Source organism: Geobacillus sp. G4 (assembly GCF_040327975.1).
Classification (GTDB): Bacteria; Bacillota; Bacilli; order Bacillales; family Anoxybacillaceae; genus Geobacillus; species Geobacillus thermoleovorans.
The window spans coordinates 164,569-189,801 of the sequence record NZ_JBEPJY010000002.1; the positions used below are offsets into that span (position 1 = coordinate 164,569).

24 protein-coding genes are annotated in these 25,233 nt (G+C 54.5%); 2 read left to right on the forward strand and 22 right to left on the reverse strand.

Annotated features, from left to right (window positions below):
* Positions 1–182 precede the first annotated feature (182 nt).
* A complete protein-coding gene (locus tag ABS784_RS03080; RefSeq protein ID WP_013144566.1) occupies positions 183–635 on the forward strand; it encodes a YslB family protein in 453 nt (150 codons plus the stop codon).
* 48 nt (positions 636–683) lie between these two features.
* Here ABS784_RS03080 and uvrC read toward each other — a convergent pair whose 3' ends face one another.
* The 21 genes from uvrC to zapA all read right to left on the reverse strand — a co-directional run bounded on the left by uvrC (position 684) and on the right by zapA (position 22,770).
* A complete protein-coding gene (gene uvrC, locus ABS784_RS03085) occupies positions 684–2,456 on the reverse strand; it encodes an excinuclease ABC subunit UvrC (RefSeq protein WP_011232149.1) in 1,773 nt (590 codons plus the stop codon).
* A gap of 6 nt (positions 2,457–2,462) precedes the next feature.
* Positions 2,463–3,908, reverse strand: coding sequence for a nucleoporin-interacting protein (locus tag ABS784_RS03090; RefSeq protein ID WP_352511419.1), 1,446 nt, complete (start codon positions 3,906–3,908; stop codon positions 2,463–2,465).
* Positions 3,909–3,955: 47 nt separating this feature from the next.
* Entirely contained in the window at positions 3,956–4,882 is a 927-nt protein-coding gene (locus ABS784_RS03095) for an FTR1 family iron permease (RefSeq protein ID WP_023633489.1), read from the reverse strand.
* Between the two features lie 25 nt (positions 4,883–4,907).
* Positions 4,908–5,669 (reverse strand): hypothetical protein, encoded by a 762-nt coding sequence (locus ABS784_RS03100; protein WP_011232152.1) that lies wholly within the window; start codon positions 5,667–5,669, stop codon positions 4,908–4,910.
* 224 nt (positions 5,670–5,893) lie between these two features.
* Positions 5,894–6,655: a glycosyltransferase family 2 protein gene (locus tag ABS784_RS03105; protein WP_023633488.1), complete on the reverse strand. Its 762-nt coding sequence runs from the start codon at positions 6,653–6,655 to the stop codon at positions 5,894–5,896.
* Positions 6,612–8,111, reverse strand: a complete 1,500-nt coding sequence (locus ABS784_RS03110; RefSeq protein WP_062898853.1) for an alkaline phosphatase family protein — start codon at positions 8,109–8,111, stop codon at positions 6,612–6,614. The genes ABS784_RS03105 and ABS784_RS03110 overlap by 44 nt, the downstream gene beginning before the upstream one ends.
* On the reverse strand, positions 8,108–9,040 hold the full coding sequence (locus ABS784_RS03115) for a lysylphosphatidylglycerol synthase transmembrane domain-containing protein (RefSeq protein WP_138187793.1): 933 nt from the start codon (positions 9,038–9,040) through the stop codon (positions 8,108–8,110). The genes ABS784_RS03110 and ABS784_RS03115 overlap by 4 nt, the downstream gene beginning before the upstream one ends.
* Positions 9,030–9,974 carry an NAD-dependent epimerase/dehydratase family protein gene (locus ABS784_RS03120; protein ID WP_069304625.1) on the reverse strand — a complete coding sequence of 315 codons (945 nt, stop codon included), beginning with the start codon at positions 9,972–9,974 and terminating at the stop codon, positions 9,030–9,032. Before ABS784_RS03120 ends, ABS784_RS03115 begins: the two co-directional genes overlap by 11 nt.
* A gap of 206 nt (positions 9,975–10,180) precedes the next feature.
* A complete protein-coding gene (locus tag ABS784_RS03125; RefSeq protein ID WP_352511422.1) occupies positions 10,181–11,386 on the reverse strand; it encodes a hypothetical protein in 1,206 nt (401 codons plus the stop codon).
* A 203-nt stretch (positions 11,387–11,589) separates the two neighbouring features.
* A complete protein-coding gene (gene trxA, locus ABS784_RS03130) occupies positions 11,590–11,907 on the reverse strand; it encodes a thioredoxin (protein WP_011232159.1) in 318 nt (105 codons plus the stop codon).
* Between the two features lie 151 nt (positions 11,908–12,058).
* Entirely contained in the window at positions 12,059–13,036 is a 978-nt protein-coding gene (locus tag ABS784_RS03135) for an electron transfer flavoprotein subunit alpha/FixB family protein (protein ID WP_011232160.1), read from the reverse strand.
* A 65-nt stretch (positions 13,037–13,101) separates the two neighbouring features.
* Positions 13,102–13,878, reverse strand: a complete 777-nt coding sequence (locus ABS784_RS03140; protein WP_033012308.1) for an electron transfer flavoprotein subunit beta/FixA family protein — start codon at positions 13,876–13,878, stop codon at positions 13,102–13,104.
* A gap of 65 nt (positions 13,879–13,943) precedes the next feature.
* Positions 13,944–14,717: an enoyl-CoA hydratase gene (locus tag ABS784_RS03145; RefSeq protein WP_011232162.1), complete on the reverse strand. Its 774-nt coding sequence runs from the start codon at positions 14,715–14,717 to the stop codon at positions 13,944–13,946.
* 25 nt (positions 14,718–14,742) lie between these two features.
* Positions 14,743–15,330 (reverse strand): fatty acid metabolism transcriptional regulator FadR, encoded by a 588-nt coding sequence (locus ABS784_RS03150; RefSeq protein WP_011232163.1) that lies wholly within the window; start codon positions 15,328–15,330, stop codon positions 14,743–14,745.
* Positions 15,331–15,389: 59 nt separating this feature from the next.
* Positions 15,390–17,090, reverse strand: a complete 1,701-nt coding sequence (locus tag ABS784_RS03155) for a long-chain-fatty-acid--CoA ligase (protein WP_011232164.1) — start codon at positions 17,088–17,090, stop codon at positions 15,390–15,392.
* 82 nt (positions 17,091–17,172) lie between these two features.
* Positions 17,173–17,337 (reverse strand): hypothetical protein, encoded by a 165-nt coding sequence (locus tag ABS784_RS03160; RefSeq protein ID WP_011232165.1) that lies wholly within the window; start codon positions 17,335–17,337, stop codon positions 17,173–17,175.
* Between the two features lie 13 nt (positions 17,338–17,350).
* Positions 17,351–17,758: a DUF350 domain-containing protein gene (locus ABS784_RS03165; RefSeq protein ID WP_352511426.1), complete on the reverse strand. Its 408-nt coding sequence runs from the start codon at positions 17,756–17,758 to the stop codon at positions 17,351–17,353.
* A gap of 14 nt (positions 17,759–17,772) precedes the next feature.
* Entirely contained in the window at positions 17,773–20,127 is a 2,355-nt protein-coding gene (locus ABS784_RS03170) for an endonuclease MutS2 (protein ID WP_352511428.1), read from the reverse strand.
* A 20-nt stretch (positions 20,128–20,147) separates the two neighbouring features.
* Positions 20,148–21,872, reverse strand: a complete 1,725-nt coding sequence (gene polX / locus ABS784_RS03175) for a DNA polymerase/3'-5' exonuclease PolX (RefSeq protein WP_352511430.1) — start codon at positions 21,870–21,872, stop codon at positions 20,148–20,150.
* A 90-nt stretch (positions 21,873–21,962) separates the two neighbouring features.
* The gene (locus tag ABS784_RS03180) at positions 21,963–22,502 is read right to left on the reverse strand and encodes a CvpA family protein (protein WP_053414976.1); all 540 of its coding nucleotides are present in this window, start codon (positions 22,500–22,502) and stop codon (positions 21,963–21,965) included.
* Positions 22,495–22,770 carry a cell division protein ZapA gene (zapA, locus tag ABS784_RS03185; RefSeq protein ID WP_011232170.1) on the reverse strand — a complete coding sequence of 92 codons (276 nt, stop codon included), beginning with the start codon at positions 22,768–22,770 and terminating at the stop codon, positions 22,495–22,497. Before zapA ends, ABS784_RS03180 begins: the two co-directional genes overlap by 8 nt.
* 111 nt (positions 22,771–22,881) lie before the next feature.
* Here zapA and rnhC point away from each other — a divergent pair, with 111 nt between their 5' ends.
* The gene (gene rnhC / locus ABS784_RS03190; protein WP_352511432.1) at positions 22,882–23,817 is read left to right on the forward strand and encodes a ribonuclease HIII; all 936 of its coding nucleotides are present in this window, start codon (positions 22,882–22,884) and stop codon (positions 23,815–23,817) included.
* A gap of 619 nt (positions 23,818–24,436) precedes the next feature.
* On the opposite strand, the gene ABS784_RS03195 is transcribed toward rnhC, so the two are convergent.
* Positions 24,437–25,102, reverse strand: coding sequence for a type 1 glutamine amidotransferase domain-containing protein (locus ABS784_RS03195; protein WP_023633477.1), 666 nt, complete (start codon positions 25,100–25,102; stop codon positions 24,437–24,439).
* Positions 25,103–25,233: the final 131 nt, after the last annotated feature.

Sequence of the window (25,233 nt, forward strand, 5' to 3'; positions counted from 1 at the left end):
AACGCCTTCCATTCCCTTATTCGCTTTGTCACATTCATTGTACTCCCACATTGTACAAGCGTCAAGAAAACACTGCCACAAAATGTTCAAACATTCTCATAGTTGCGCCACCTTAGGAAAGAGGATGCACTCCGGCAGCAATTCAGCTATAATGGGGAAATGGATAGAAAGAGGGGAAAACGATGAAACAGCCACCATTAGAGGATCAATATCAAATGTTTGGGTCGATTGCGCTTTCCGCATTCGGGGCTGAGCTGCTTCGCCATTCGCTTCTTCCCGAGCTGCTTGGCAAAGATGCCGCTTCGCTGCTGTACTGGGCCGGCAAACAGCTGGCACGGCGCTACCCGCTCGGAACGCTCGATGACGTCGCCGTATTTTTTGAACGGGCGGGCTGGGGGGAGCTATCAACCGGCGAAGAGCGAAACGACGAACTATATATCGAGCTGTCAGGCCCCATCATCGCCGCCCGCTTTTCCTTGTACGGCAGCTGCTCGTTCCAGCTTGAGGCTGGATTTCTCGCCCAGCAAATCGAACAACAAAAGCGGTTCGTCACCGAAGCGGTCGAACTGCCGCCAAAGCGGGACGGCAAAGCGCGCATTTTGGTGAAATGGGATCGGAAGCAGGCGATCGAATGAAATGTAGGCAACAGGCGCCCGCTCGCAAAACGGGCGCCCGTTCAGCCATTATTCATGCAGTTTTTCATAGATTTTCTCCGCCACCGCTCGCGGAATGTTCGCCCGCTGCAACTCTTCCACCGTCGCCTCTTTCATCTTTTTCACCGAGCCGAAATAATTCAAGAGTGCTTTTTTCCGCTTTTCCCCGACGCCGGGGATGTCATCAAGCACGGAATGGAACATCGTTTTCTGCCGCGTCTTTCGGTGAAACATAACGGCAAACCGATGCACTTCATCCTGGATGCGCTGCAATAAATAAAACTCTTGGCTTTGCCGGTCAAGCGGCACGACATCCGGCGGGTCGCCGGCCAAAAGCTCTGATGTACGATGTTTTTCGTCTTTCGCCAATCCAGCCAGCGGCACATCCAGTCCAAGTTCGTTTTCGAGCACATCCCGCACCGCCGACAAGTGGCCTTTGCCGCCGTCGATGATGATCAAATCGGGAAGCGGCAATCCTTCTTTCAACACGCGCGTATAGCGGCGGCGCACGACTTCGCGCATCGTTTCATAATCGTTCGGGCCTGCGACCGTTTTCACCTTATATTTCCGGTATTCTTTTTTCGCTGGCTTGCCATCGAGGAAAACGACGAGCGCCGAGACCGGATCGGCCCCGTAAATGTTCGAGTTGTCAAACGCCTCGATGCGGCGCGGCGCCGGAATGCCAAGACGCTCTCCGAGACGTTCGACTGCTTTGATCGTCCGTTCTTCGTCCCGCTCGATGAAATAAAATTTTTCTTTCAGAGCAATGGCCGCGTTTTTGCTCGCCAGCTCAACAAGCTCTTTTTTCTTCCCTTTTTTCGGCTGGACGACGGCAACGCCGAGCAATTCGCGGGCGAGCTCGCCGTCAATGTCGGACGGGAGGACGACTTCTTTTGGCTTCAAATGATGCGCTTTCGCATAAAACTGACCCAAAAACGTAAGCATTTCCTCATCCGGGTCTTGGTAAAGCGGGAAGATCGACACGTCGCGCTCAATCAGCTTCCCTTGGCGAAGGAAAAACACTTGCACGCACATCCAGCCTTTGTCGTACGCATAGCCGAATACATCGCGGTCGATGAAGTCGTTGAGCATCATTTTTTGCTTTTCCATCGTCATCTCAATCGCCGCGATTTGATCGCGGTATTCTTTCGCCCGTTCAAACTCGAGCGTTTCCGCCGCCTCGTGCATTTTCTCGGCCAACTCCCGCTTCACGTCTTCATACCCGCCGTTTAAAAAGCGGACGATTTGTTCAACCATCGCCTTATTTTGTTCGTCCGACACCGGGTGGACGCACGGGGCGAGGCATTGGCCCATATGGTAATACAAACAGGCGCGCGAAGGCAGCGTCGAACATTTGCGGAGCGGATATAAGCGGTCGAGCAGCTTTTTCGTTTCGTTCGCCGCCTGCACGTTTGGATACGGGCCGAAATATTTGCCGCCGTCTTTTTTCACTTTGCGGGTGATAAGCAGGCGCGGATGCTTTTCTGCGGTGATTTTAATAAACGGGTAGCTTTTATCATCTTTCAGCATGACGTTGTATTTCGGATCATGCTTTTTGATCAAATTCATCTCCAAAATGAGCGCCTCGGCGTTTGACGAGGTGACGATGTATTCGAAATCAGCGATCTCCTCAACAAGCCGCTGCGTCTTGCCGTCATGCGTCCCGGTAAAATACGAGCGGACGCGCGCTTTCAGCGACTTCGCTTTGCCGACGTAAATGACCGTTCCGTGTTTGTCTTTCATCAAATAGCAGCCCGGCTGCTCCGGCAGCACAGCCAATTTTTCTTTCAGCCGCTCGTTCATTGGCCATCACCTCACTGCTCCATCAACCCATTCGTACAGCGTAATCGTCCCATACACCGGATCAGCAAGCAAACTGGAACGATACGTTTTCATTTTGCGCACATGGCAGGAAACATCGATCCCTTGAGCCTCGAACCCTTGGACAACGTGATTGGTCATATATATCGCAGCATGGCGGTAGTTTTCTTTGTCTTGCAAAAAGAAGGAAAAATGGAGCACGTCTTTATGTGGAAAGGGCACGTTCAAATAGTCTAGGACGCGCGTCTCTTCCCACGTATATACCACAAACGGCTGCCGTTTGTCACGCAAATCGTCCGCAAGCTGATACACTGCTGGCGGCGTCTTTGCCTGCTCGCGCAACAGCCCGATGCCGATTGTAGACTGCAGCATCACCACTGCCGCGGCAAGAACAAACCGCCATGTCCGGGGCGCGGCCAGCAGCCGCCCCCACACGAAAACGAGCGCAATGTGAACGAGCGGAAGGAGATGACGCGGCTTGTCAATGTTTTGTCCGAAAAGCGCCCACAAAGCATACAGCAACGCGGAAACGACAAGCGGGCGCGGAAGCCCCAACCGCCCCGCGCGCCAGGCGATGGCGCCGACCACTGCATAGGCAGCCAGCAGCCAAGCATTTCGGCTGGCCATGCCGGTCCAAAGAAAGTTGTCAAGGACAAAGCGGCACACCCGCTCCCAAAATGGAAGAGGGCTCGCCGCCGCCGTTCCCCCCCAGTCGCTGAAATGACCGACAACAAACGCAAAGCCAAGCTTGAAAAACGGCCAAAGGCCGCCTTCCGTCGCCGCGACCGCTGCCACCCAAACAAATTGAAAGGCGACCGCCGCCAACAGCGATGCCGCCACGCGGCCGAGGCGGCGGTGCGTTTTCCAGTCTTCATGCCAAAGCAACAATAACGCCGAGGCAAAGGGGATGTACGATAGGCGAACCCCCATGAGGATGCTGAATAACGCCATCGGCAGCAGCTGCGCGGTCCATGCCATTCGCCGCCGCGCCCATTCCACGGCCCAGATGTACCACCAAAGCACGCCGAGCGCCGCACCGTCTGACATCGGTCGGGCGGAGGCAAGAAGCACATAGCTTGAAGAAAGCACCGAAAGCGCCGCCCATAACGCCGCTGGACGCGGCATATGCCGAGCAAGCAGCAAAACGATGGGAAAGGCGGCGGAAAACAACACGAGCACATTCAAGATCGAAAGCGCTTTGGCCGGATTGGCAATGAAAGCGTGCACCGCCATGCCCCCGAGGACGAAATACGGATAGCCTGGGAAATGCGGCTGCATGGCTAACACATCATAGCGCCTAAGCGCCAAGGCAAAATCGACTTCATCCCATGTGGCCGCATACGGGCTCGCCCAATACAAACAGGCGCCAACCAACAAAGAGGCCGTTCCGACACCAAAGCCAATCCAAAAGCGGTCGCCGAACCGTTTGTTCACCGTGTTCCCCTCCAAAGAAAAAGTACAAGGCGCAGCGGCCTTGTACGTTACATGACGTTTTTTGCTTTTTCCTCCAAAGCGGCAATCGCCGGTTTCTCGACCACAGCGCTCTTTTGACCGCGGCGGCTCGTCACCAGCAAATACACGACGGCGAAGTAGCCGATATAGGCGATCACTTCTTCAAGCGACGGCATCGCTGAATAGCCAAACAACGCTTTTAAAAAGACGCCGACTTCGCCGGAAAAGACGGGGGCGACGCCATGATCGCGCACGTAATGTTCGTAGTCAATCGGATGTTCTGGAAGCAGCCATGTCAAATCATATACGTGCGGCATGACGCTGCCGATGAGCCCAATGTCCTGCATCATCGAAATGGCTTGCACGAGCAGGCCAGCGGCGATCAAGACGATAAAAGCTCCGGTTACTTTAAAGAATGCTTTCAGCGGAATGCGCATCGTTCCTTTAAAGAAGAAGTAGCTGACCAAAGCGGCAATGGCAATGCCTGTCGCCGCTCCCCAGCCTTGTATGGCCGCGCCGATGTTGCCGTGCGTGATGGCAGCGAAGAAAAAAACGGTTTCCACTCCTTCGCGCAGCACGACTAAAAACGAGTGAATGACCATGCCGGCGACATTACCGGCGGTAATAAACTGGTCCATTTTCCCTTCAACGTTTTGTTTCATGTCCCGGCTATGCTCGGCCATCCAAAACACCATCTGCGTCAAGAGCAACGCGGAGACGATCATGATGCCGATTTTTAAGTAGATTTCACTGCCCATCGCGGCAAATCCCGTGAACACGACTTGAAACAAAATGGCCACCCCGATGCTCGCCAACACGGCCAAACCAGCACCAAGCCATACGTACTTCGTGTATTCGCGGTGATCGACACGTTTCAAATACGATGTAATGATGCCGACGATCAGCAGCGCTTCCAGCGCTTCACGAAACGTAATGAGCAGCGCTTGGACTTCCATGTCTCCGCCTCCCCTTATATTTGGACTAAGCCCGTTTCCGACGCCGCACATAAATGAGAGCCGCGCCGAGAACCACAATAACGATGACAACGAGCGGAATCCAGTTTTTTACTTTAGACAAATCGGTCCACTCTTTCTTTTGCACTGCATCCGGCTTTTCTGCAGCGTTTTCCGAAAAATGGCCGACTTTTAGGCTTTTCAGGCCGAATTGCTTCTGCAGCGTTGTTAAAATCGTCTCTTTGCTTTTCTTAAACACGTTGATATCCGATTTTTTCTCGCCGACACCGAACAGCCCCGGGTTGCCAAGCGACTGAAGCGCCTTGTCAAACTCGGTGCGCAGCTGTTTATCAAGTGCAGGGTCTTTCCCTTGGATGACCGGCGACAGCGCTTCATACGTCGCAAACGCCTTCGCCAACAGCCGCTTGCTCGTGTCGTACTGATCAAAGTTTGCCTCAATATTGTCCAAACGGCGAGCGATATTGAGCACTAAAATGTTTTCCATGTCCTTGATCACCGTTTGACGGTCCTTCGCTTCGATGGCCGCAAGCACCGCCTTGGACGGCTCAGGTCCCATATGCATGTCGATTTCTTCTTTTACGGTTTCGAAAATTTCCTTCGCTGCAGCAAAGTTCGGCGGCTGCTCGTTCAACTTTTCTTTCATCTCTTTATACGCCTCAGCAACCGCCTCTTTGTTCGGGTCTCCATACGAATAGGCGAACGCTTTCAGCGGAATGAGATTGAGAATAATGATCACTGCTATGTAAAAAAAGAAACGAAACGATTTCACGTTCCCTTCTCCCTCCATCAAGATCAATGATAATCATTATCATACTTATTGTCAATAAAAAATCATCCATCGTCGAAAAGGCTGGTGAAAAAACGATCATCTTCCTCAATCCATCGTTCTCGACTAGAGAGAAGAACAGGATTGACAAGATTTCTCAAGTTGAGAAGTACCGTTGTGGAGTCTCATATCCCATGACATCACCTGCCTTCTAAGCACGAACTGCCTTACGAGCAATGGCGCGCCCGCTCTTGGGAGCGCCCATGCCCTTCTCGATCGACGGCCACCTTTTTCACCGGGCGGCGCATTTCCTTCCAGATGGCCGGGATGACCGCGGTCATATAGGCGGTGAATTTGATGAACGAACGGCCCGTCGTCCGCACTTGATAGCGGATCGGCACTTCTTTCAAGCGAAACCCTTTGCGCACCAAGTTGAGCGTCAGCACTTGGGCGTAGTTGTAATCGTGGATGATTTCCGCCTCCTCCATCGCGTGGCGCGAAAAGGCGCGCATCCCCGACTGTCCGTCATACAGCCGCTGTCCTAGAAGAAGCGACTGCAGCCAAGTGAACAAATAATTCCCAAGGCGGCGATGCCATTTCATGCCGCGAATCGTGCCAAGGAAGCGCGAGCCGATCGTATAGTCCGCTTCACCGGTGAAAATCGGCGCTAAAAGGTCAGGAATTTGTTCCGGCGGATATTCGTTGTCAGCATCGATCATCACGCCGATATCCGCGCCAAGACGGACACACTCTTCAAGCCCTCGCCGCACCGCCGCACCGAGGCCGCGGTTTTCCGGCAGGCGGCAAATGATATCGGCCCCCGCTTCTTTCGCTACTTCGGCCGTTCGGTCCGTCGATCCATCATCAATGACCAAGACGATGACCTCTACATCGGGATGAAAATGACGCGGAATGCGGCGGATGACATCTCCAATCGCTTCTTCTTCATTGTGCGCCGGCAAAAAGACGATGACGCGCTGCTTCTTCATCGCTCTCCTCCTTTCTCATCGCCTCGATCAAAACCGGACCACGGCTATGGCTCGGATACGGCGCGCCGAGCAAATAGGCGATCGTCGGCGCCAGCGAAACGAGGCTTTTTTTCTCATCGACTCGTTTTCCTGCCTCAATCGCCGGGCCGTATAGAAAAAACGGCACATACCGCTCCCCTTCATCGAGGTGGCCGTGGCCGCCGATGCCATCCGCTTGGCCATGGTCGGCGCAGACAATCAATGTCGCGCGCTCGAGCTCGCCCCGTTCCTCAAGCCAGCCGACAAACTCCGCGATCAACGCGTCGGCTTCTTCAATTTTTTCGATATACTCGTCATACAGCACACCGCGGCTATGGCCGGTCTGGTCGGTGGCGATCAATTGCACGACAAGCAAGTCCGGGTGCTGCTCTTCCACAATGCGTTTCGCCCGCTCGATGATATAACGGTCGGCGAGGTCGTTCGGCATGACGGCCGTCACCGTTTCGACATCGTCGCCGAACGAATCGACCAAATGAGCGATGCCAAGCAAGCGGCCGGTTTTTCCGATTTTCCGGAGCGAATCGAAAATCGTCTCCACTTTCGCCCCAAGCTTCCATACCATATTGGACCGGATGCCGTGCTCAAACGGATACGTCCCCGTCAGCATCGAGGTGAAGCAGACGACCGTGCGCGCCGGATAGACGGTTTCCATTTGCGCAAATTCCGTCCCTTGCGCGCGCAGCCGCTTTAAAAACGGGGCGTTGGCCGCTTCAAACCGGTCTTTGCGCATCCCATCAATCACGATGACATACACTTTGTCACTGACCGGCGCGGTGGGACTCGGCACATTGTTCGTATAAGTCGGAATGATCTCCGGCTGCCAGTCGAACAAATTCCGATGCAAAATCCATGAAAACAGCCACACCCCAGCGGCAAACAGCCAAAGCGCCCCGCACAGCGGCGCCAAAGCCGCTCCTTGATCGATCTGCTGCGAAGCGTATTCCCATACGGACAAAAGAAGAAAACATTTTGGCAGCTGCTCTTGGGCGTTGCCGCTGGTCGAATCGCTGTTTTTCAGCACCAGTTTCCAAAAGCGGGTGAAATTCCACCATGACGTGCCGATGCGCAAATGGTAATACAGCGTCCCCCAAAAAAAGACGGTAAAGAAAAAGTAAAGCCCCGACGCCAACAACAACAACGACGCATCAGCGAACGACCAAACGATGAGAAACACGACATAAGGGATCCATAAATAATTGCGCAAAAACAGTGGATAATCGTACACATAATAGACAACAAACAACGGCAGCACCGCCGTCAGGCCAATCAGCCATGTCCATGCATGGCCGCCCATAAGATCAGCGGCATGGTAGATGCTCATCGTTCCCACGACAAAAATCGGCGTGAACGGCTTTCCTTCATTCAACAAATTCCAGCAGCGCGCCGCGATTTTTTCGAATCGTGATGCTTCTTTCATCGCCTCTCCCTTTCCTTTCTCCATACGCTCCGCACCGCCTGCCAGTCGGACCGCCAAAACCACAATACCGCGGCACCAGCGGCGTAAGAAAACAGAAATTTAAAGGCATGTGTCAACACCGCGGCCATATACGCCACATCCCACGGTGCACCAACCGTAGTTAAGGCAAACCCCATCACCGCCTCATACGTTCCGAGTCCACCGGGAGCGATTTGGGCAATTTGTCCGGAAACGGTCGCGCTGTTTGCCCACACCGCCTGTCCAAAAGAAAGCGGTATACCGACCGCTTTGGCGATCACGCCTATGACTGCCGCCTCGCACAGCCAGCTCGCCGTCACCGCCCCGACCATCGCCGCGCCGCTCCAGCCGTGAAATACGCTCCGCCATCGCCGCCATAACCGATCGAGGCGGAGCGGACGGCGAAACACGATCACGGTCAGCACGAACCCGGCCGCAACGGCCGCTGCCAAGAGAGAAATGCGGGGAATGTAATGCATATACGCATACATCCCGATGACAGTCAATCCACCAAGCACCGCCATATCAAGGAGCCGCATCACCGCCACCGATTCAATGGCCTCGCTGGCTGAAACACCGGGCTGGCGGGCAAGCAAAGCCATACGCACAGCATCACCGATTTTCACTGGGGCTAGATGGTTAACAAACAAACTAAGCAGCACGGCACGCCAATAAACAGAGAAGGCGATTGGCTTTCCGACATATCGCTTCCACGCCCACGCCCGCAGCCAAAACGACAAGCCATATACGAAAGCAGCGGCAGCCATCTCGATCGGGCGGCTGACTAGCCTGGATAGATGATGGAGCATCTGCCGGCCGTCAAAGCAGCGGTATGTCAACCAAGCGGAAAAGAAAAGAAGCGCGAGCCCAGCTGCTTGCAACGCCGCTTTAGCCGCCGGTTTACCGCTCATATTCGCGCGCCCACGCCACCGTGCGGGCGAGCCCTTCGGCAAACGCCACCTTCGGCTTGTAACCAAACGCCCGCTCCGCCTTCGTGATGTCCGCCCATGTCGCTTTCACATCGCCTTTCCGCTCCGGCGCGTGCACGATTTTCAGATCGGGAAAGTGCTTCCGCAACTCAGCGAGCAGCTGCTCCATGGTGACGGGCGCCCCGGCGCCCAAGTTGAACACTTCGCTTCGCCCACCGCTGCGGTGAAGTGCTGCGATCATGCCCTCCACAATATCATCGATGTACGTATAATCACGCGCCGTTCCTTTGCCATATACGACAATCTCCTCGCCCGCCAGCAATCGGCGCAAAAACGTGCCGATCGCCATATCCGGACGACCCCACGGCCCGTAAACGGTGAAATAGCGAAAAATCGTCATTTGGTAGCCATACAAATGGGCATAGGCATGACAAAACGATTCCGCTCCGTATTTCGCCGCCGCATACGGCGAAACGACGCGGCCGTCAGCCATCTCTTCCCGGAGTGGGACATTGCCGCGGTCGCCGTACACCGATGACGATGAGGCAAACAGCACATGCGCCACCCCCGCTTCCCCCGCCGCCGCCAAAACGTTCACCGTCGCCTTAATGTCATAATCGATGTAAGCGAGCGGATGCGCCAACGAATACGGCACGCCCGGCAGCGCCGCCAAATGGTAGACGACATCGGGGCGAAACTCGGCCAGCCACCTTTTCGTTCGCTCCCCATCAAGCAAATCCAAGCGGACAAGCGGCACCCGGCCGCCGGTGAGCGCGTGAAACTGCCGCTCCTTCCGCTCAACAGGATAGTACGGATGAAAACAATCGATCGCTGCCACTTCATGACCTTGTTCATGCAGACGAGCGGCCAAATGACTGCCAATAAATCCCGCTCCCCCGGTCACCACCACTTTCATCGCCTTCACCTCATCATCGAATTCCATTGTCCATTAGCATCTTACCATAAACCGTCGGGGAACGTCGTGGCCAATCGGCAAAAACCAAATGTTTTCATTTCCCGCCTTGGCTCGGTGAGGCAAGCGGCAGCCCAGCCATCGCTGCCTTCGCCCCGGATGGACGCCTGCAAAAAAAGGGCGCCGCGCCGGACACCCTTGCTGATCATTTAGTTCGCTTTCTGGATCACTTGCTGAAGCGCAGCCTCGATTTGCGGCAGCCATTTGTCACCCTCAGCTTTGTTTTTTGCCTTTGCCGCCTCTAGGTAACGTGTCGCCTGTTCGTTCAAGTCGGTGTATGCTTTGTCGCCAAGCAGCGTTTTGATATCCTGTTCGATCATGTTAATAAAGAGCGCGCCTTCTAAGGCGGTGATCACCGACTTGTCTTGCCCCCAATTTTCTTTGCTTTCTTCATATTCGTGAAGCGCCACTTTCGCCCATCCGCGCACGAACGCATGGTTCACCGCTTTCGGATCGAGCGTTTTGACATCGGTTTGCAGGTCAAACTGTTTCAAAATGTAGTCCGCCTCCTCCGCGGCATGCCGTTTCATATACGGATAGACGGACTGATAAAACGCCCAGCCTTCCGCCTGCTCCACTTTGGCTTCTTCGGCGTTTTCCTTGGCCGCAGCCGCCGCCTTCGCCGCATAGCCGTGCGGCAGCGCTCCGCTCGCTAAATAGAATGTTTTCATCAATGTTTTGTCCACGACTTGCTTGCCGAGGGCAAATGAGAGCGCATCATCGTTTTGGACCGCTTGCTCCATTTGGGCAAACGCCCCGTTGATCGCGTCAACCAACTTCGTTCCGTAAGCCGCATCGCGCTTTTCCACGGTCGACTGCAAAATCGCGTAAAAGGTTTTGGCTTCCTCAAGCTCTTCCTTTACTTCTTCCTTATTGGCCCAATGTTCTTCTGCTTCGGTAAACTCATGATTGATCGTCGTGTAAAACACTTTTTGCATCAGCTTGTCAAAAATTTGCTTGACAACCAACGGCTCAAGCGACCCGTCTTTGCCGGCGGCCAGTGCGTTGGTAATATGTTGGTCAAGCGTATCTTCAAATTCCGCGTCACGTTTTTGTACAAGCGGCTGCAGCTTTTCTTTGTAGATGCTCTCCACTTTGCCGAAGTCGACCGCCCCGCCTTGCTTCGCCTTCTCAAGCTCCGCGAGCGCTTCGCTGAACGCTCCCGCATAATCGACTTCCGCTTCTTCCTTCTCGTTCTCCGCCTTCTCTTCCTCTTTCGGCTTTTCTTGTTTTTCCACAGCCGTTTGGTTGCTGCTTTCTTTTTCTGTTCCCGCCGTCTGTTTGCTCTGGCCGCACGCGCCAAGCGCCAACGCCGCGGCGGCGAACACGGCGAGCCACTTCCATTTCAATGACATTATGTATCCCCCCGTTCACACATCCAAAAAATGATAATCAATATCAATACAATAAGATTATAAGAGAAAATGAATTTCAATGTCAACACATGATGAAAAAGAGAGGACTCCCCTCTTGCTGAAAATCCTCTCTTCCTGGCTGATCACACCTTAAATAAAAAAATCCAGAGGCTTCTTCCCCTCTGGATTTCCTTCTTTCTCCGTTATGACACATGTTTGCCAACCAGCTGCACAAGCGCCTCTTTCGGCTGATAGCCGATCGCTTTATCGACAAGTTCGCCGTTTTTGAACACGAGCAGCGTCGGGATGCTCATGACGCCGAACTTCGACGCTGTTTCTTGGTTTTCATCGACATTCACTTTGACGATTTTCACTTTGTCGCCCATTTCGCGGTCAAGCTCTTCCAGCACCGGAGCGATCATGCGGCACGGTCCGCACCATGGCGCCCAAAAGTCAACGAGCGTGAGGCCGTCTTTCGTTTCTGCGGCGAACGTTTGGTCAGTGGCGTTGACAATCGCCATATGGATTCCCTCCCATCTTCTTGAATGCTGCAAGCAAAGTATACCATGGAATGCATGTCGGCGCGAATGTTTTGCTTCGTTTCTACTATTCGCTTTTGCCGCGGAATTTATCCGTCAAAAAACGGACGGCTGCAGCCGCCCGTGTTGTTCATTACGAATGCACTTTCAGTTTTTTGAACTCTTCGGTGAGGAGCGGAACGACTTCGAACAAATCGCCGACAATGCCGTAGTCCGCGACTTTAAAGATGTTGGCTTCCGGGTCTTTGTTAATGGCGACGATGACTTTCGAGTTGGACATCCCCGCTAAATGCTGGATGGCGCCTGAAATGCCGCAAGCGATGTAAAGGTCCGGCGTGACGACTTTCCCCGTTTGCCCGATTTGCAGCGAGTAGTCGCAATAGCCGGCATCGCACGCCCCGCGCGAAGCGCCGACCGCGCCGCCCAACACTTCGGCGAGCTCTTTGAGCGGCTTGAAGCCTTCGGCGCTTTTGACGCCGCGGCCGCCGGCGACGATCACTTTCGCCTCGGTCAAGTCGACGCCTTCCGCCGTTTTGCGGACGACTTCTTTGACAATCGCGCGCAAGTCTTTAATCTCGACGGCGAGCGCTTCCACGCTGCCTGTGCGCGACTCGTCGCGCTCAAGAGGCGCGATGTTGTTCGGACGCACCGTCGCAAAGATGATGCCGCTTGTCACGATTTTCTTTTCAAACGCTTTGCCGGAGTAGATCGGACGGGTAAAGACGATGTTGCCGCCTGCCTCTTCGACGGCGACGACGTCGGAAACGAGGCCGGCGTCGAGCTTGATGGCCAATTTCGGCGACAAGTCTTTGCCGAGCGCCGTATGGCCGAAGACGATGCCTTCCGGCTGCTCTTTGTCAATCACGGCTTTTAACGCTTGCGAATAGCCATCTGATGTATAAAATTTCAAATTCGGATGTTCGATGACGACGACGCGGTCCGCACCGCGGTAAATGAGTTCGTTCGCATGCGCCTGCACTTGGTCGCCGACGAGCACCGAGACGACTTCCCCGCCTTCGGCGATCGTTTTGGCCGCTGCAATGGCTTCAAACGAAACGTTCCGCAGCGATCCATCCCGCACTTCTGCTAAGGTCAATACTTTACGTGCCATGTTTCAGTCCCCCTATCCTTTGATTCCCCGTTGTGCTTCATCCGAACGCCGACAGCGGTTTCCGCTTATACCACTTTCGCTTCGGAGCGGAGCAGCTGAACGAGTTCCTTCACTTGATCGGCGATCTCGCCTTGCAAAATTTTGCCCGCTTCGCGCTTCGGCGGCAAGAACACTTCGATCGTTTTTGTTTTCGCTTCAACATCATCTTCCTCGAGGTCCAAATCGTCAAGCTCCAGCTCCTCAAGCGGTTTCTTTTTCGCTTTCATGATCCCAGGCAACGACGGATAGCGCGGTTCATTCAGCCCTTGTTGAGCGGTGACAAGGAGCGGCAGCGACGTTTCGATGATTTCCTCATCCCCCTCGACGTCGCGCACAACGGTCACTTTGCCGCCGTCGGCAATGTCGAGCTTCGTGATCGTCGTCACATACGGAATGCCGAGCAATTCCGCAACGCGCGGGCCGACTTGCCCGGAACCGCCGTCAATGGCGACGTTGCCGGCTAAAATCAAGTCCGGGTTTTTGTCTTTTAAGTATTCAGCGAGCACTTTCGCCGTCGTATATTGGTCTTGTTCTTCGACATCATCGTCAATGTTGATGAGCACCGCTTTATCGCAGCCCATGGCGAGCGCCGTGCGCAGCTCTTTTTCCGCTTCCTCGCTGCCGACGGTGACGACCGTCACTTCGCCGCCGTGTTTGTCGCGCACTTGAATCGCTTCTTCAATGGCGTATTCGTCGTACGGGTTGATGATGAATTCTGCACCTTCCTCGTTGATCTTGCTGTTGACGATGGAAATTTTTTCCTCTGTGTCAAACGTCCGTTTCATCAACACAAAAATGTTCATGTCGTTCCCCTCCTCGGTTTGGTCGAACATTGTTTCATGTTCCAACATTCAGATATTTACAGGGATCATTTCCCTTTAAAGACAGGCGGCCGTTTTTCCAAAAACGCCTGCACGCCTTCTTTTGCATCCTCGGATACAAACACGCGGCCAAACCATTCCGCTTCCTCGCGCACTGCCTCGGCAAACGATTTTTCCTTCGCGGCGTTGAGCAGTTCAATCGTCGCACGGACGGAAAGCGGACTTTTGGCGGCGATCTTTTTCGCCAACGCTTTTGCTTCATCAAGAAGCCGCTCTTCCGGCACCGCCTTGTTGGCAAGCCCCCATTCAACCGCTTCGAGTCCGGTGATCGGCTCGCTCGTCCACATCATTTCCGCCGCTTTGCCAAAGCCGACGTAGCGCACAAGCCGCTGCGTGCCAGCAAATCCAGGGATGATGCCAAGCTGCAGCTCCGGAAGGCCGAGTTTGGCGTTTTCCGCCACCACACGAATGTGGCAGCTCATAGCCAGCTCCAACCCACCGCCTAATGCGGCGCCGTGAATCGCCGCAATGACTGGTTTGGAAAAGCGTTCGATCCGCTCCATCACGAGTTGGCCGTTGCGCGACAAGCCGGATGCCTCCTCGACGGAAGCGATGGACGTGAATTCTTTAATATCGGCGCCGGCTGAGAAAAACCGCCCCTCGCCATGAAGCAACACGACGCGCACGTCCGGGTCGGTCTCGAGCTCGTCCAACACGGTTGAAAGCTCTTTCAAAACCGCTGATGAAAGGGCGTTCGCCGGCGGCCGCGAAAACGTCACGACGGCGACGAACTCCTCTTTCGCCAAACGAAAAAAGTCCATGAAGCCTCTCCCCTTTCTGCCTTTCCTAACGTCCGGCGGCGCACCCTTTGACGAGCAGTTCGTACACCGGATCGGCGAGGGCGGCCAAGTCATACTTTTGCTCGTTCATCACCCACGTCGTCACCGTTTCATCCAGGGTGCCAAAGATCATTTGCCGAGTGAGCCGGACGTCTAAATCTTGGCGAAACTCCCCTTTTTCCATCCCCTCCATGATGATGCGGTCGATGAGCCGCAAATATCCTTTCAGCACCTCATTGATGCGATGGCGCAGCTCTTTGTTCGACTGGCGCAACTCAAGCTGCGTCACGACCGCCATATGCGGATCAGCGGCGAGGGCGGAAAAATGAGTTTTCACCAATACATACAATTTCTCTAGGGGGCTTGAAATTCCTTCTGTCTCTTGTTCAATTTTCTCGATGAACGCCCCCATCTTTTCCTGAAAAAGCGAAATTAAAATATCCTCTTTGTTTTTAAAATAAAGGTAGATCGTGCCGTCGGCGACACCGGCCTGCTTGGCGATTTTCGACACCTGTGCTTGATGGTAGCCGTGCTCGGCGATGACGACGACGGCAGCGTCAATGATTTGCTTAAATTTCGGCTTTTCCCTCCGCAATATGGATTCTCCTTTTCTCACTTTCCATCCGCCAAATGAATGAACCATCATTCATATTTTCATTTTACGGGCAATTCTGCCGATTTGTCAAGCTTCTTTTTCTCCTCTTCCACCAACACGCGGCGCAAAATTTTGCCGACCGCCGTCTTCGGCAATTCGCTGCGGAACTCGTAGATGCGCGGCACTTTGTAAGCAGCCAGGCGCTGGCGCATAAACGCGTCAAGCTCCTGTTCGCTGCACATCTCCCCCGGCTTTAACACGACGAACGCTTTCACCGTCTCGCCGCGGTACGGATCCGGAACGCCGATCACGGCCGCTTCCTGCACTTTCGGGTGCTCATACAGCGCTTCTTCGACTTCGCGCGGGTAAATGTTGTAACCGCCGGCGATAATGACATCTTTCTTGCGGTCGACGATATAAAAATACCCACGCTCATCCATATATCCAATGTCACCTGTATACAGCCATCCGTCGCGCAGCACTTGCTCGGTCTCTTCCGGACGATTCCAGTAGCCTTTCATCACTTGCGGCCCGCGCACGACGAGTTCTCCACGCTCTCCCGGCTTTGCTTCCTCACCCGTTTCCAAGGAAATGATTTTCGCGTCCGTATCCGGCCACGGAACGCCGATGCTTCCTTTCACCCGCTCCCCGTCCCAAAGGAAGTTGCTGTGGGTGACAGGGGACGCCTCGGTTAACCCATAGCCTTCAATCAACTTTCCGCCCGTCGCCCGTTCAAACTGCTCCTGCACCTCGACCGGCAGCGGAGCGGAGCCGCTGATGCAGACGTTGATCGAGGATAAATCATATTTCGGCAAATCCGGATGGTTCAACAAAGCGATGTACATCGTCGGCGCGCCTGGGAACATCGTCGGCCGGGTGCGCTCGATTGCTTTTAATGTTTGCTTGACATCAAAGCGCGGGAGCAGCACCATTTTGCTCGCCATCATCACGGACAAATTCATCACCGTCGTCATGCCGTACACGTGGAAAAACGGAAGCACACCGAGCACCGTTTCTTTTCCTTTTTCGCATTTATACACCCAATGGGCGCACATGAGCGTATTGGCGATCAAGTTGCGATGCGTCAACATGGCCGCTTTCGGATGTCCCGTCGTGCCGCCTGTATATTGCAGCAGCGCCACATCTTCCACCGGATCGATGTCCACCCCGATCGGAGCGGTTTCCTTCTGACTGACGATCGTGCGGAACATATGAACGGTTTCGCTTTCCTCGATGCGGACGATGGGCATGTTTTGCTTCCGCTGCACAAGCGGATACAGCCATTTCTTCACCGTGGGCAAATAATCTTGCATTCTCGTGACAATCCAATGTTTGACCGGCGTCCTCCCTTTCACCTTTTCCGCCTTTGGATACAGAAGATCCATCGTCACGAGCACCGAGGCGCCGCTGTCGTTCAGCTGGTATTCAAGCTCATACTCGGTGTAAAGCGGGTTCGTCTGCACGACGATGCCGCCGGCTAGGAGCGTCCCGTAGTAGCTGATGACCGCCTGCGGGCAGTTCGGCAGCATAATCGCCACCCGATCCCCTTTTTTCAATCCGATCGTCCGCAAATAATGCGCGAATGTCAACGCTTGCTCGTACAGCTCGCGAAACGTCATCGTCTTTCCGAAAAAGTCGATCGCCTCATGGTCTCCGAATTGTTCCGCCGTCTCCCGCAAATAGTCGGAAAGCGTTTTCTTTGGATAGTCGAGCGTGTGCGGAATCTCCGGCGGGTAGTGAGCAAGCCACGGTTTTTCCATCCCAATCCCCCCTTACTTCTATTTTATTTTACTATTTTCAATTTTTCATCAAAAAAAAAGAACGCCGGGCTTGAACCGAGCGTTACCAAAACCAGTACACCAAACCAACGAAGAAAAAGCACGCGCAGATGACAAACAAGATTTTCGCCAGCACATCGACCGATCGGTTGCGCACGGCCATATAGACGATGCCGGCGATCAAAAACAGCCCGACCGCAATCAACAACCATTTCACTACTGCGTTCATTCGTTGTTCCCCTTTACTGAATGCCTTCGCCGATGACAAACGACAAGCCGACGGAAATCGCCATGGAAATCAAGCCGACGGCCCGGTTGTCATTGGCAATTTCGTCATCAATATTGAATTTCGGCGTCAAAAATTCGTAAATAAAGTACGCGGCGAGCAGAAGCAAAAACCCGTACAGCCCCCAGCCAATCATCGACGGCAGCGACTCATGGCGGGCGAGCGCATAGCGAAAAATGTTGGCGATGCCGAAAATTTTCCCGCCGGTTGCCATCGCCACCGCCACATTGCCTTTGCGAATCTCTTCCCAGTTTTTGTACTTCGTCACCAATTCAAATACGGCTAAAAAGACGACGATGCACAACACGGCGACGCTGAAATTGGCCGCCGTTTTCACCATGTCGTGCTCCCAAAACGACGCCATTGCCATCGCCCCCATCATTTCAGTTCAACGATCGTCACCCCGGTGCCGCCTTCATTCGCCTCTCCGAACCGGAAGCTTTTCACCGCCCGGTGTTGTTTTAAAAACTGCTGCACTCCTTGGCGGAGCGCGCCCGTCCCTTTGCCGTGGATGATCGAAACGCGCGCATATCCGGCGAGCACAGCATCATCCAAGTATTTCTCAAGCCGAATGAGAGCATCTTCGTACCGTTCGCCGCGCAAGTCAAGCTCGAGGCTAACATGGGCGTCCTTGCCTTTCACCGTCGCAATCGGCGTCACATCTTTCGCCGGCGCGCTGCCGATATACTCCAAATCACGCTCATGAATTTTCATTTTCAAAATGCCGAGCTGCACTTGCCATTCGTCGTCCGACACTTTTTCGATCAAGTAGCCTTTTTGGTTGAGGCTCGTCACCTTCACTTCATCACCCGGCTGGAACACATGGCGTGAAGCAGCCTTTTTCGCCTTTTTCCGCTTCTCCACTTTCGGCATAGCGGCAGCGAGCCGCTGTTTCGCCTCGACGAGCTCATGCTCTTTCACTTCCGCCTGCTTTTCTTTTTGCAAGCGGCGCAGCTCCTGGATGATCCGCTCGGCTTCGCGTTCCGCGGCGCGGATGATGTCGGCTGCTTTTTGCGTTGCTTCCGCCAGCCGCTCCGCTTTTTCTTCTTCGAGCTCTTCCCATTTTTGTTCCCATTCGGCGCGCAGCCGCTTGGCTTCCTCAAGCGCCGCGCGCGCCCGCGCTTCATCTTCCTCCGCTTGCTTTTTGCTTCGTTCAAGCGAAGCGATCATGTTTTCTACGTTATGGCTTTCGGCGCTCACTTGCGCTTTCGCCCGCTCGATGATGCGTTCATCAAGCCCAAGGCGGCGCGAAATATCAAAGGCGTTGCTGCGGCCGGGGATGCCGATCAACAGTTTATACGTCGGGCAGAGCGTTTCGGTGTCAAACTCGACGCTGGCATTCACGACGCCGGGGCGGTTGTAGCCGTACGCTTTCAATTCGGGATAATGCGTCGTCGCCACCGTTCGCGCCCCGCGCCCGTGCACTTCATCCAAGATGGCGATGGCGAGCGCCGCCCCTTCCTGCGGGTCGGTGCCAGCCCCAAGCTCGTCAAACAGCACAAGGCTTTCACCATCGACATGGCGCAAAATGTCAACGATATTGACCATATGGGACGAGAACGTGCTCAAGCTTTGTTCGATCGACTGCTCATCGCCGATATCGGCGAAAACGGAACGGAACACCGCCGCTTCCGATCCGTCGGCCGCCGGGATGAACAGCCCCGCTTGCGCCATGAGCGTCAACAAGCCGATCGTTTTTAACGTCACCGTTTTTCCGCCGGTGTTCGGCCCGGTGATGACGATCGTCGTATAGTCGCCGCCCAATTCAATATCATTGGGCACCGCCTTTTCTTGATCCAGCAGCGGATGGCGTGCCTGCAAAAAACGAAGATAGCCTCGGCTATTGACCGCTGGCTTCGCGGCTTGCAACCGGCGGGCGTATTTCGCCTTGGCGAACGCAAAATCAAGCGCCGCGAGCGCTTCGACCGTCCGCGCAAGCGGCTCGGCCTGCTCAGCGACTTTTGCCGAAAGTTCGCGCAAAATGCGTTCGATTTCTTGCTTTTCTTTCGCCCGCGCTTCGCGGAGCGCATTGTTCAACTCGACGACCGCCTGCGGTTCAATAAACAGCGTCGCCCCGGACGCCGACTGGTCGTGGACGATGCCGCCGTAGGCGCCGCGATACTCTTGTTTCACCGGGATGACATATCGGTCATTGCGGATCGTAATGATGGCGTCCGACAGCCGCTTTTGCGCCGACGGCGAGCGGATGATGCTCTCAAGTTTCTCGCGGATGCGCGCTTCCACTGACCGAATTTGCCCGCGCAGCGAGCGGAGGCGGTCGCTTGCGGCATCCAGCACTTCGCCATGGTCATCGATCGAGCGGCGAACGTCATGCTCGAGTTCCGGCGCTTCAGCCAATGTGTCCGCATAACGGAAAAGCCGCTCAAGTCCGCCATGCTCGTCATAGAGATCCGCGATCAGCCGCTTCATTTGCCGGCTTGCGGCCGAGGTGGCCGCCACTTCAAGCAGCTCTTGCGGGCTGAGCGTGCCGCCGATCGCCGCCCGCTTGAGATGCGGACGGATGTCGACTACTCCGTCAAGCGGCACATAGCCAGCAAGCCGCAAAACAGCGGCGGCTTCATCCGTTTCGTCAAGCCAGGCGGCCACCTCCTCCAAGTCAGAAGACGGCATGAGAGCGTCGATTTTTTCCAAACCGAGCGGCGAGGACGCATGCTCAGCCAACTGCTCTTTCACTTTATCAAACTCCAAGGTGTGAAGCACTTTTCGTTGCACGTATCTGACCCCCAGCTCATTCATTTCGTTCGTTTGTCGCGCAAAAACTGCCGCAGCTTGTCAAGCGGCCATGTGTTGATGACCGTTTCCTTATGGATCCAACCTTTTCTTGCCGTCGCTACGCCGATCGCCATATCCTCGAGCATGTCCAAATGGTGGGCGTCCGTGTTGATGGCAATGTACACCCCCGCTTCCTGGGCTTTTTTCACGTAGGCCGCCGACAAGTCGAGCCGGTTTGGGTTGGCGTTTAACTCAAGCACCGTGTTCGTCTCCGCCGCCAGCTCGATGAGCCGCTCGATATCGACGTCATAGCCGTCGCGCTGGCCGATCAGCCTTCCGGTCGGATGAGCAATGACATCGACGTACGGGTGGCGAAGCGCCGCCTCAAGCCGTTTCATGATCGTCTCGCGCGGCTGTTTGAACGCAGAGTGAATGGCGGCGATGACAAAATCAAGCTCCTTGAGCACGTCATCGTCGTAATCGAGCGTCCCGTCCGGCAAAATATCCATCTCAATGCCGGCCAAAATCGTAAAATCCGAATAGCGCGCGTTCAGCCGCTCAATTTCCTCGCGCTGGCGCCGCAACCGATCCGGGGTCAAGCCGTTGGCGACTTTCAAATAGTGCGAATGGTCGGTAATGGCGATATACCGATAGCCGCGGCGGCGGCACGCTTCGGCGAGCTCCTCGAGCGAACACGCGCCGTCGCTCCATGCCGAATGCATATGCAGGTCGCCTTGGATATCGTCAAAATGGACAAGTGGATCATCAGAAGAATATCGATCGACTTCCGTGCCATCTTCACGCAGCTCCGGGGGAATGTACGGCAGCCCGAAATGGGCGTAAAACGCCGATTCATCGGGGAACGTTTTCACCTTGCCTGTCGCTTGGTCTTCCACGCCATATTCGCTGATTTTCTCCCCGCGCTCTTTGGCGAGCTGGCGCATGCGCACATTATGGTCCTTCGATCCGGTAAAATGGTGAAGCGCGGTCGCAAACTCGTCCTCGCCGACGAGACGGAAATCAGCCGCAATTTCATCATCATACTGAAAAAGAAGCGACACTTTCGTCTCCCCGGCGGCGAGCACTTCGCGGATGCGCTCAAAGCCGAGCAGCCCGTCGCGCACCTCGGCCGGACGATCGGTAGCGATGACATAATCCAAATCTTTCACCGTTTCGTTCAAGCGCCGCAAGCTGCCGGCCCGCGAGAAGCGAATCACGCCATCAAGACAAGCGAGCTGGCGTTCAATGTCCGCCGCGATCGCGAGCACCCGGGCGAGCGGCAGCCGCTCGGGGCGTTTGCCTGCCTTTTCAATGGCCGCAAGCAGCTTTTCTTCCGTTTTCGCGCCAAAACCGGCAAGCGCGCGCACTTTTCCAGCCAAGCACGCTTCTTTCAATCCGTCCATATCGACAATGCCAAGCTCCTGATGCAGCTTGGCGATTTTTTTGCCGCCAAGCCCCGGCAGTTTGAGCAAGGCGAGCAGCGTCTCCGGAACATCGCGTTTTAGTTCATTCAGCACCGACGACGAGCCGCTCTTGATAAATTCGGTGATGATCGCCGCTGTGCTTTTGCCGATGCCAGGGATGGCGGTAAAGTCGCTAATTTCCGCGAGGCTCCTCTCATCCGCCTCCAACGCGCTTGCCGCCTTGCGGAATGCGTTCACTTTAAACGGATTCTCCCCTTTGATTTCCAAATATAACGCAATCGTTTCCAACAGGCGGATGACATCTTTTTTGTTTATGTCCATGCCGTCCCCTCTCTTTCCAACACCACGGCCACATTCCAGCAAACATAGTCATGAATCGGTGAAAGCGTTTGTCGTCCTTCAAGCAGGTCATCAGACGCGGCCATGAATCCACCAGTTGCCAAGCATCTCCGACAACACCGGCGTATGTTTCACAATCACGGTCGCCATGAGCGAATGCTGCAGCTGCTCCTGCACGCTGTCAATCGGCACGAGCGCCCCGATATACAAAAGCAAAAAGACGAGCAAATACACTTCCGCAAATCCGAGCGCCGCCCCCGCCAGACGGTTGACGCTGCGCAACAGCGGCAGCTGGGCGACGAAATCGAGCATCGAGCCGACGATTTGAAGCACGATTTTCACCACAAAAAATAAAAGTGCAAAGGAAATCGCCCGATAATAGGCATCGTCTAAATGGGTGCTCTGAAACAGCAGCTTCATCGTCTCCGGATCGCCGAACGTCGGATATGGAATCCAAAGGCGCAATGTCGGTACAAACCGCTCATAATACTGATAAGCAACGAAAAAGGCAATGAAAAACCCGGCCATATGAATGAATTGGAGAATAAAGCCGCGCTTCAGCCCGATCATCGCCCCCAGCAACAGGACAAACAGCAGCACGACATCAATCATCGCGTTCCCCATCCTTCTCCTTCTTCAGCTGTTCACGAAGCCGGTTGTATTCTTCCTTTAACTTCAAATACTCACTGGCAATATTGACGGCCGTCAAAACGGCCAGTTTCGGCACATCGAGCATCGGATTTTTCTCACTGAATTCATGCATTTTATCGTCAACGAACGCCGCCACGAGCCGGATATGGGCTGGGCTTTCCGCGCCGACGATCGTGTAGTCTTGACCATAGATGCGGACGCTCACCCGCGTTTTTGGCTGTCCTGTCAAACTTTCTCCCCCATTTCGCAAAATCCTACTGTTTATCATATCATGAACGCTGGTATAATGGAAAGATGCGACACACAGCGACGATAGAGAAGATAAAGGAGCGATCGAACATTGTCAAACTATGTGATTCAAGCCGATCAACAGCTGCTTGACGCCTTGCGCGCCCACTACCAAGACGCCTTATCCGACCGGCTTCCGGCCGGAGCGTTGTTTGCCGTCAAGCGCCCGGATGTCGTCATCACCGCCTACCGCTCAGGCAAAGTGCTGTTTCAAGGGAAAGCGGCGGAGCAAGAAGCAGGGAAATGGATGGTGAAGAGGGGGGCTGATCCAGGCAAACGACAGGAGAGAGAGACCGCCTCGCCCCCATTGGAACATAGGCTCGAGAAGCTTTCTGCCATCGGTTCGGATGAAGTCGGCACCGGGGACTATTTCGGCCCGATCGTCGTCGCCGCCGCCTACGTTGATCGGTCGCATATCGCCAAAATCGCGGCGCTTGGCGTGAAAGATTCAAAGCAACTAACGGACGAGGCGATCCACAAAATCGCCCCCGCCATCATGGAAACGGCGCCGTATGCCGTCACTGTGCTTGATAACGCCGAATACAACCGCTGGCAGCGAAGCGGAATGCCGCAGACGAAAATGAAGGCGCTGCTTCACAACCGGACGCTCGCGAAACTTGTTGACGCCATCGCGCCCATCGAACCAGAAGCGATCATCATCGATCAGTTTTTAGAACGCGGCTCGTATTTCCGCTGCCTCGCTGATGAAACGCGCATCGTAAGCGAGCGGGTGCATTGCCTGCCAAAAGCAGAAAGCGTGCACGTGGCTGTCGCCGCCGCCTCGATCATCGCCCGCTATGTGTTTTTAGAAGAGATGGAGCGATTATCCCGCACCGTCGGCCTTTTGCTCCCGAAAGGCGCCGGCGCCATCGTTGACGAAGCCGCGGCCCGGATCATCCGCGAGCGAGGGGAAGAGATGCTCGAGACGTGCGCCAAGCTTCATTTTGCCAATACGAAAAAGGCGCTTGACATCGCCAAGCACCGGTAATTGTTTCAATCACATCCATGGGAAACGGCAGCGTTGGCTCCGTTGCACAGGTCGACCCGTAGTAACTGAACGACACCGTTTCCCATCCTTTCCACATGTTTCGTTTTACGTATGAAGAAAATGGCTTTTCATCCGCAAACAACCAAAAGGCTGTCCCCACCCAGCCTAGTGAGCCGGGATCATTAGACGGCCTATTCTGCCGCGCCATCGATGGCCTTCGATTTTTCCGTTGCTCGTACAAAATAATCCATTCCAGCAGAACGTGAATGAATTGTAATCCCGATACGGTACGTCAAAATATCCCTTATCTTCATCAGTCGTCCGGGATGCCGCCCCATTAAGCACTGTCAGTTCTTCGGAATTTTGTTTTGGTGTAAAAAATCGATTGCAGCTTCACTACCTTACCATGACAGATGAAAGTCCAAAAACGCTTACGATATCAATACATAAAAATGGTTTGCTAACTGGTGGGCGACAACATACGTGGTGAACCGAAAAGAGTTCTCCACAAACTCTTGACTGACCGGGATTCATTTCCGGACAACGGCCAGAAAATCGTGCCAAAAAAACAAGACGCGCCAAAAAAGCAGCGTCTTGTCACAAGTTCAGCTGATATCGCTCACGCCAGTTCTTCCAGCGCGGCGACGACTTTCTCCGCCGTGCTTCGGCTTGATTGCGGGTTTTGCCCAGTGATCAAGTTGCCGTCGCGCACCGAGAAATCGGTCCACTTCTCGCCGCGGACGAAATTCGCCCCGCGCAGGCGCAAGGTGGACTCCAACAAAAACGGCATATGGACGTCAAGCCCGACTTCGCGTTCTTCTTCGTCTGTAAACGACGTGACCGTTTTTCCTTTCACAATCGGCGTACCGTCTTTGTATGTGGCGTTCACCAGCCCTGACGGACCGTGGCAGACAGCGGCGATGATCCGGCCGTCTTCGGCAAACTGCTGCAAGACGTATTGCAGCGTTTCGTTGTCGGGAAAATCGAACATCGTCCCATGCCCGCCGGGAAGGAAAATGGCGTCAAACCCGTGTGCATCGTCTTTGCTTAAGCGCGCTGTATGTTTCAGCGCTGCTTCCGCCTCGGCCCAAGACGGGTCTTTTTCATTGATGCTGCGCGGGTCAAGCGGCACATCACCGCCTTGAATGCTCGCCACTTTCACGTCATACCCTTTTTCTTTAAACACCAAGTACGGCACGGCAAACTCTTCAAGCCAAAGCCCGGTTTTATGGTCGTCGGTGATCGTCGTATGGTTCGTCACCACCATGAGCACTCGTTTCGTCATGGCGTCATTCCTCCTTTAGGTTCTGGAATGTTCCCTATCACTCATCATACCTTTACATTGGGCAAAAACGGAAAAAATATGCTCGTGAAATAGAATCATGATTGAGGGGAATGAATCACTGGAAGATGATC

Bases quoted from the DNA above. Each gene is read 5' to 3' on its own strand.
- ABS784_RS03080 (WP_013144566.1), top strand. From the start codon at position 183: ATGAAACAGCCACCATTAGAGGATCAATATCAAATGTTTGGGTCGATT.
- uvrC (WP_011232149.1), bottom strand. From the start codon at position 2,456: ATGAACGAGCGGCTGAAAGAAAAATTGGCTGTGCTGCCGGAGCAGCCG.
- ABS784_RS03095 (WP_023633489.1), bottom strand. From the start codon at position 4,882: ATGGAAGTCCAAGCGCTGCTCATTACGTTTCGTGAAGCGCTGGAAGCG.
- ABS784_RS03105 (WP_023633488.1), bottom strand. From the start codon at position 6,655: ATGAAGAAGCAGCGCGTCATCGTCTTTTTGCCGGCGCACAATGAAGAA.
- ABS784_RS03110 (WP_062898853.1), bottom strand. From the start codon at position 8,111: ATGAAAGAAGCATCACGATTCGAAAAAATCGCGGCGCGCTGCTGGAAT.
- ABS784_RS03115 (WP_138187793.1), bottom strand. From the start codon at position 9,040: ATGAGCGGTAAACCGGCGGCTAAAGCGGCGTTGCAAGCAGCTGGGCTC.
- ABS784_RS03120 (WP_069304625.1), bottom strand. From the start codon at position 9,974: ATGAAAGTGGTGGTGACCGGGGGAGCGGGATTTATTGGCAGTCATTTG.
- ABS784_RS03125 (WP_352511422.1), bottom strand. From the start codon at position 11,386: ATGTCATTGAAATGGAAGTGGCTCGCCGTGTTCGCCGCCGCGGCGTTG.
- trxA (WP_011232159.1), bottom strand. From the start codon at position 11,907: ATGGCGATTGTCAACGCCACTGACCAAACGTTCGCCGCAGAAACGAAA.
- ABS784_RS03135 (WP_011232160.1), bottom strand. From the start codon at position 13,036: ATGGCACGTAAAGTATTGACCTTAGCAGAAGTGCGGGATGGATCGCTG.
- ABS784_RS03140 (WP_033012308.1), bottom strand. From the start codon at position 13,878: ATGAACATTTTTGTGTTGATGAAACGGACGTTTGACACAGAGGAAAAA.
- ABS784_RS03145 (WP_011232162.1), bottom strand. From the start codon at position 14,717: ATGGACTTTTTTCGTTTGGCGAAAGAGGAGTTCGTCGCCGTCGTGACG.
- ABS784_RS03155 (WP_011232164.1), bottom strand. From the start codon at position 17,090: ATGGAAAAACCGTGGCTTGCTCACTACCCGCCGGAGATTCCGCACACG.
- ABS784_RS03160 (WP_011232165.1), bottom strand. From the start codon at position 17,337: ATGAACGCAGTAGTGAAATGGTTGTTGATTGCGGTCGGGCTGTTTTTG.
- ABS784_RS03165 (WP_352511426.1), bottom strand. From the start codon at position 17,758: ATGGCGTCGTTTTGGGAGCACGACATGGTGAAAACGGCGGCCAATTTC.
- polX (WP_352511430.1), bottom strand. From the start codon at position 21,872: ATGGACATAAACAAAAAAGATGTCATCCGCCTGTTGGAAACGATTGCG.
- ABS784_RS03180 (WP_053414976.1), bottom strand. From the start codon at position 22,502: ATGATTGATGTCGTGCTGCTGTTTGTCCTGTTGCTGGGGGCGATGATC.
- ABS784_RS03195 (WP_023633477.1), bottom strand. From the start codon at position 25,102: ATGACGAAACGAGTGCTCATGGTGGTGACGAACCATACGACGATCACC.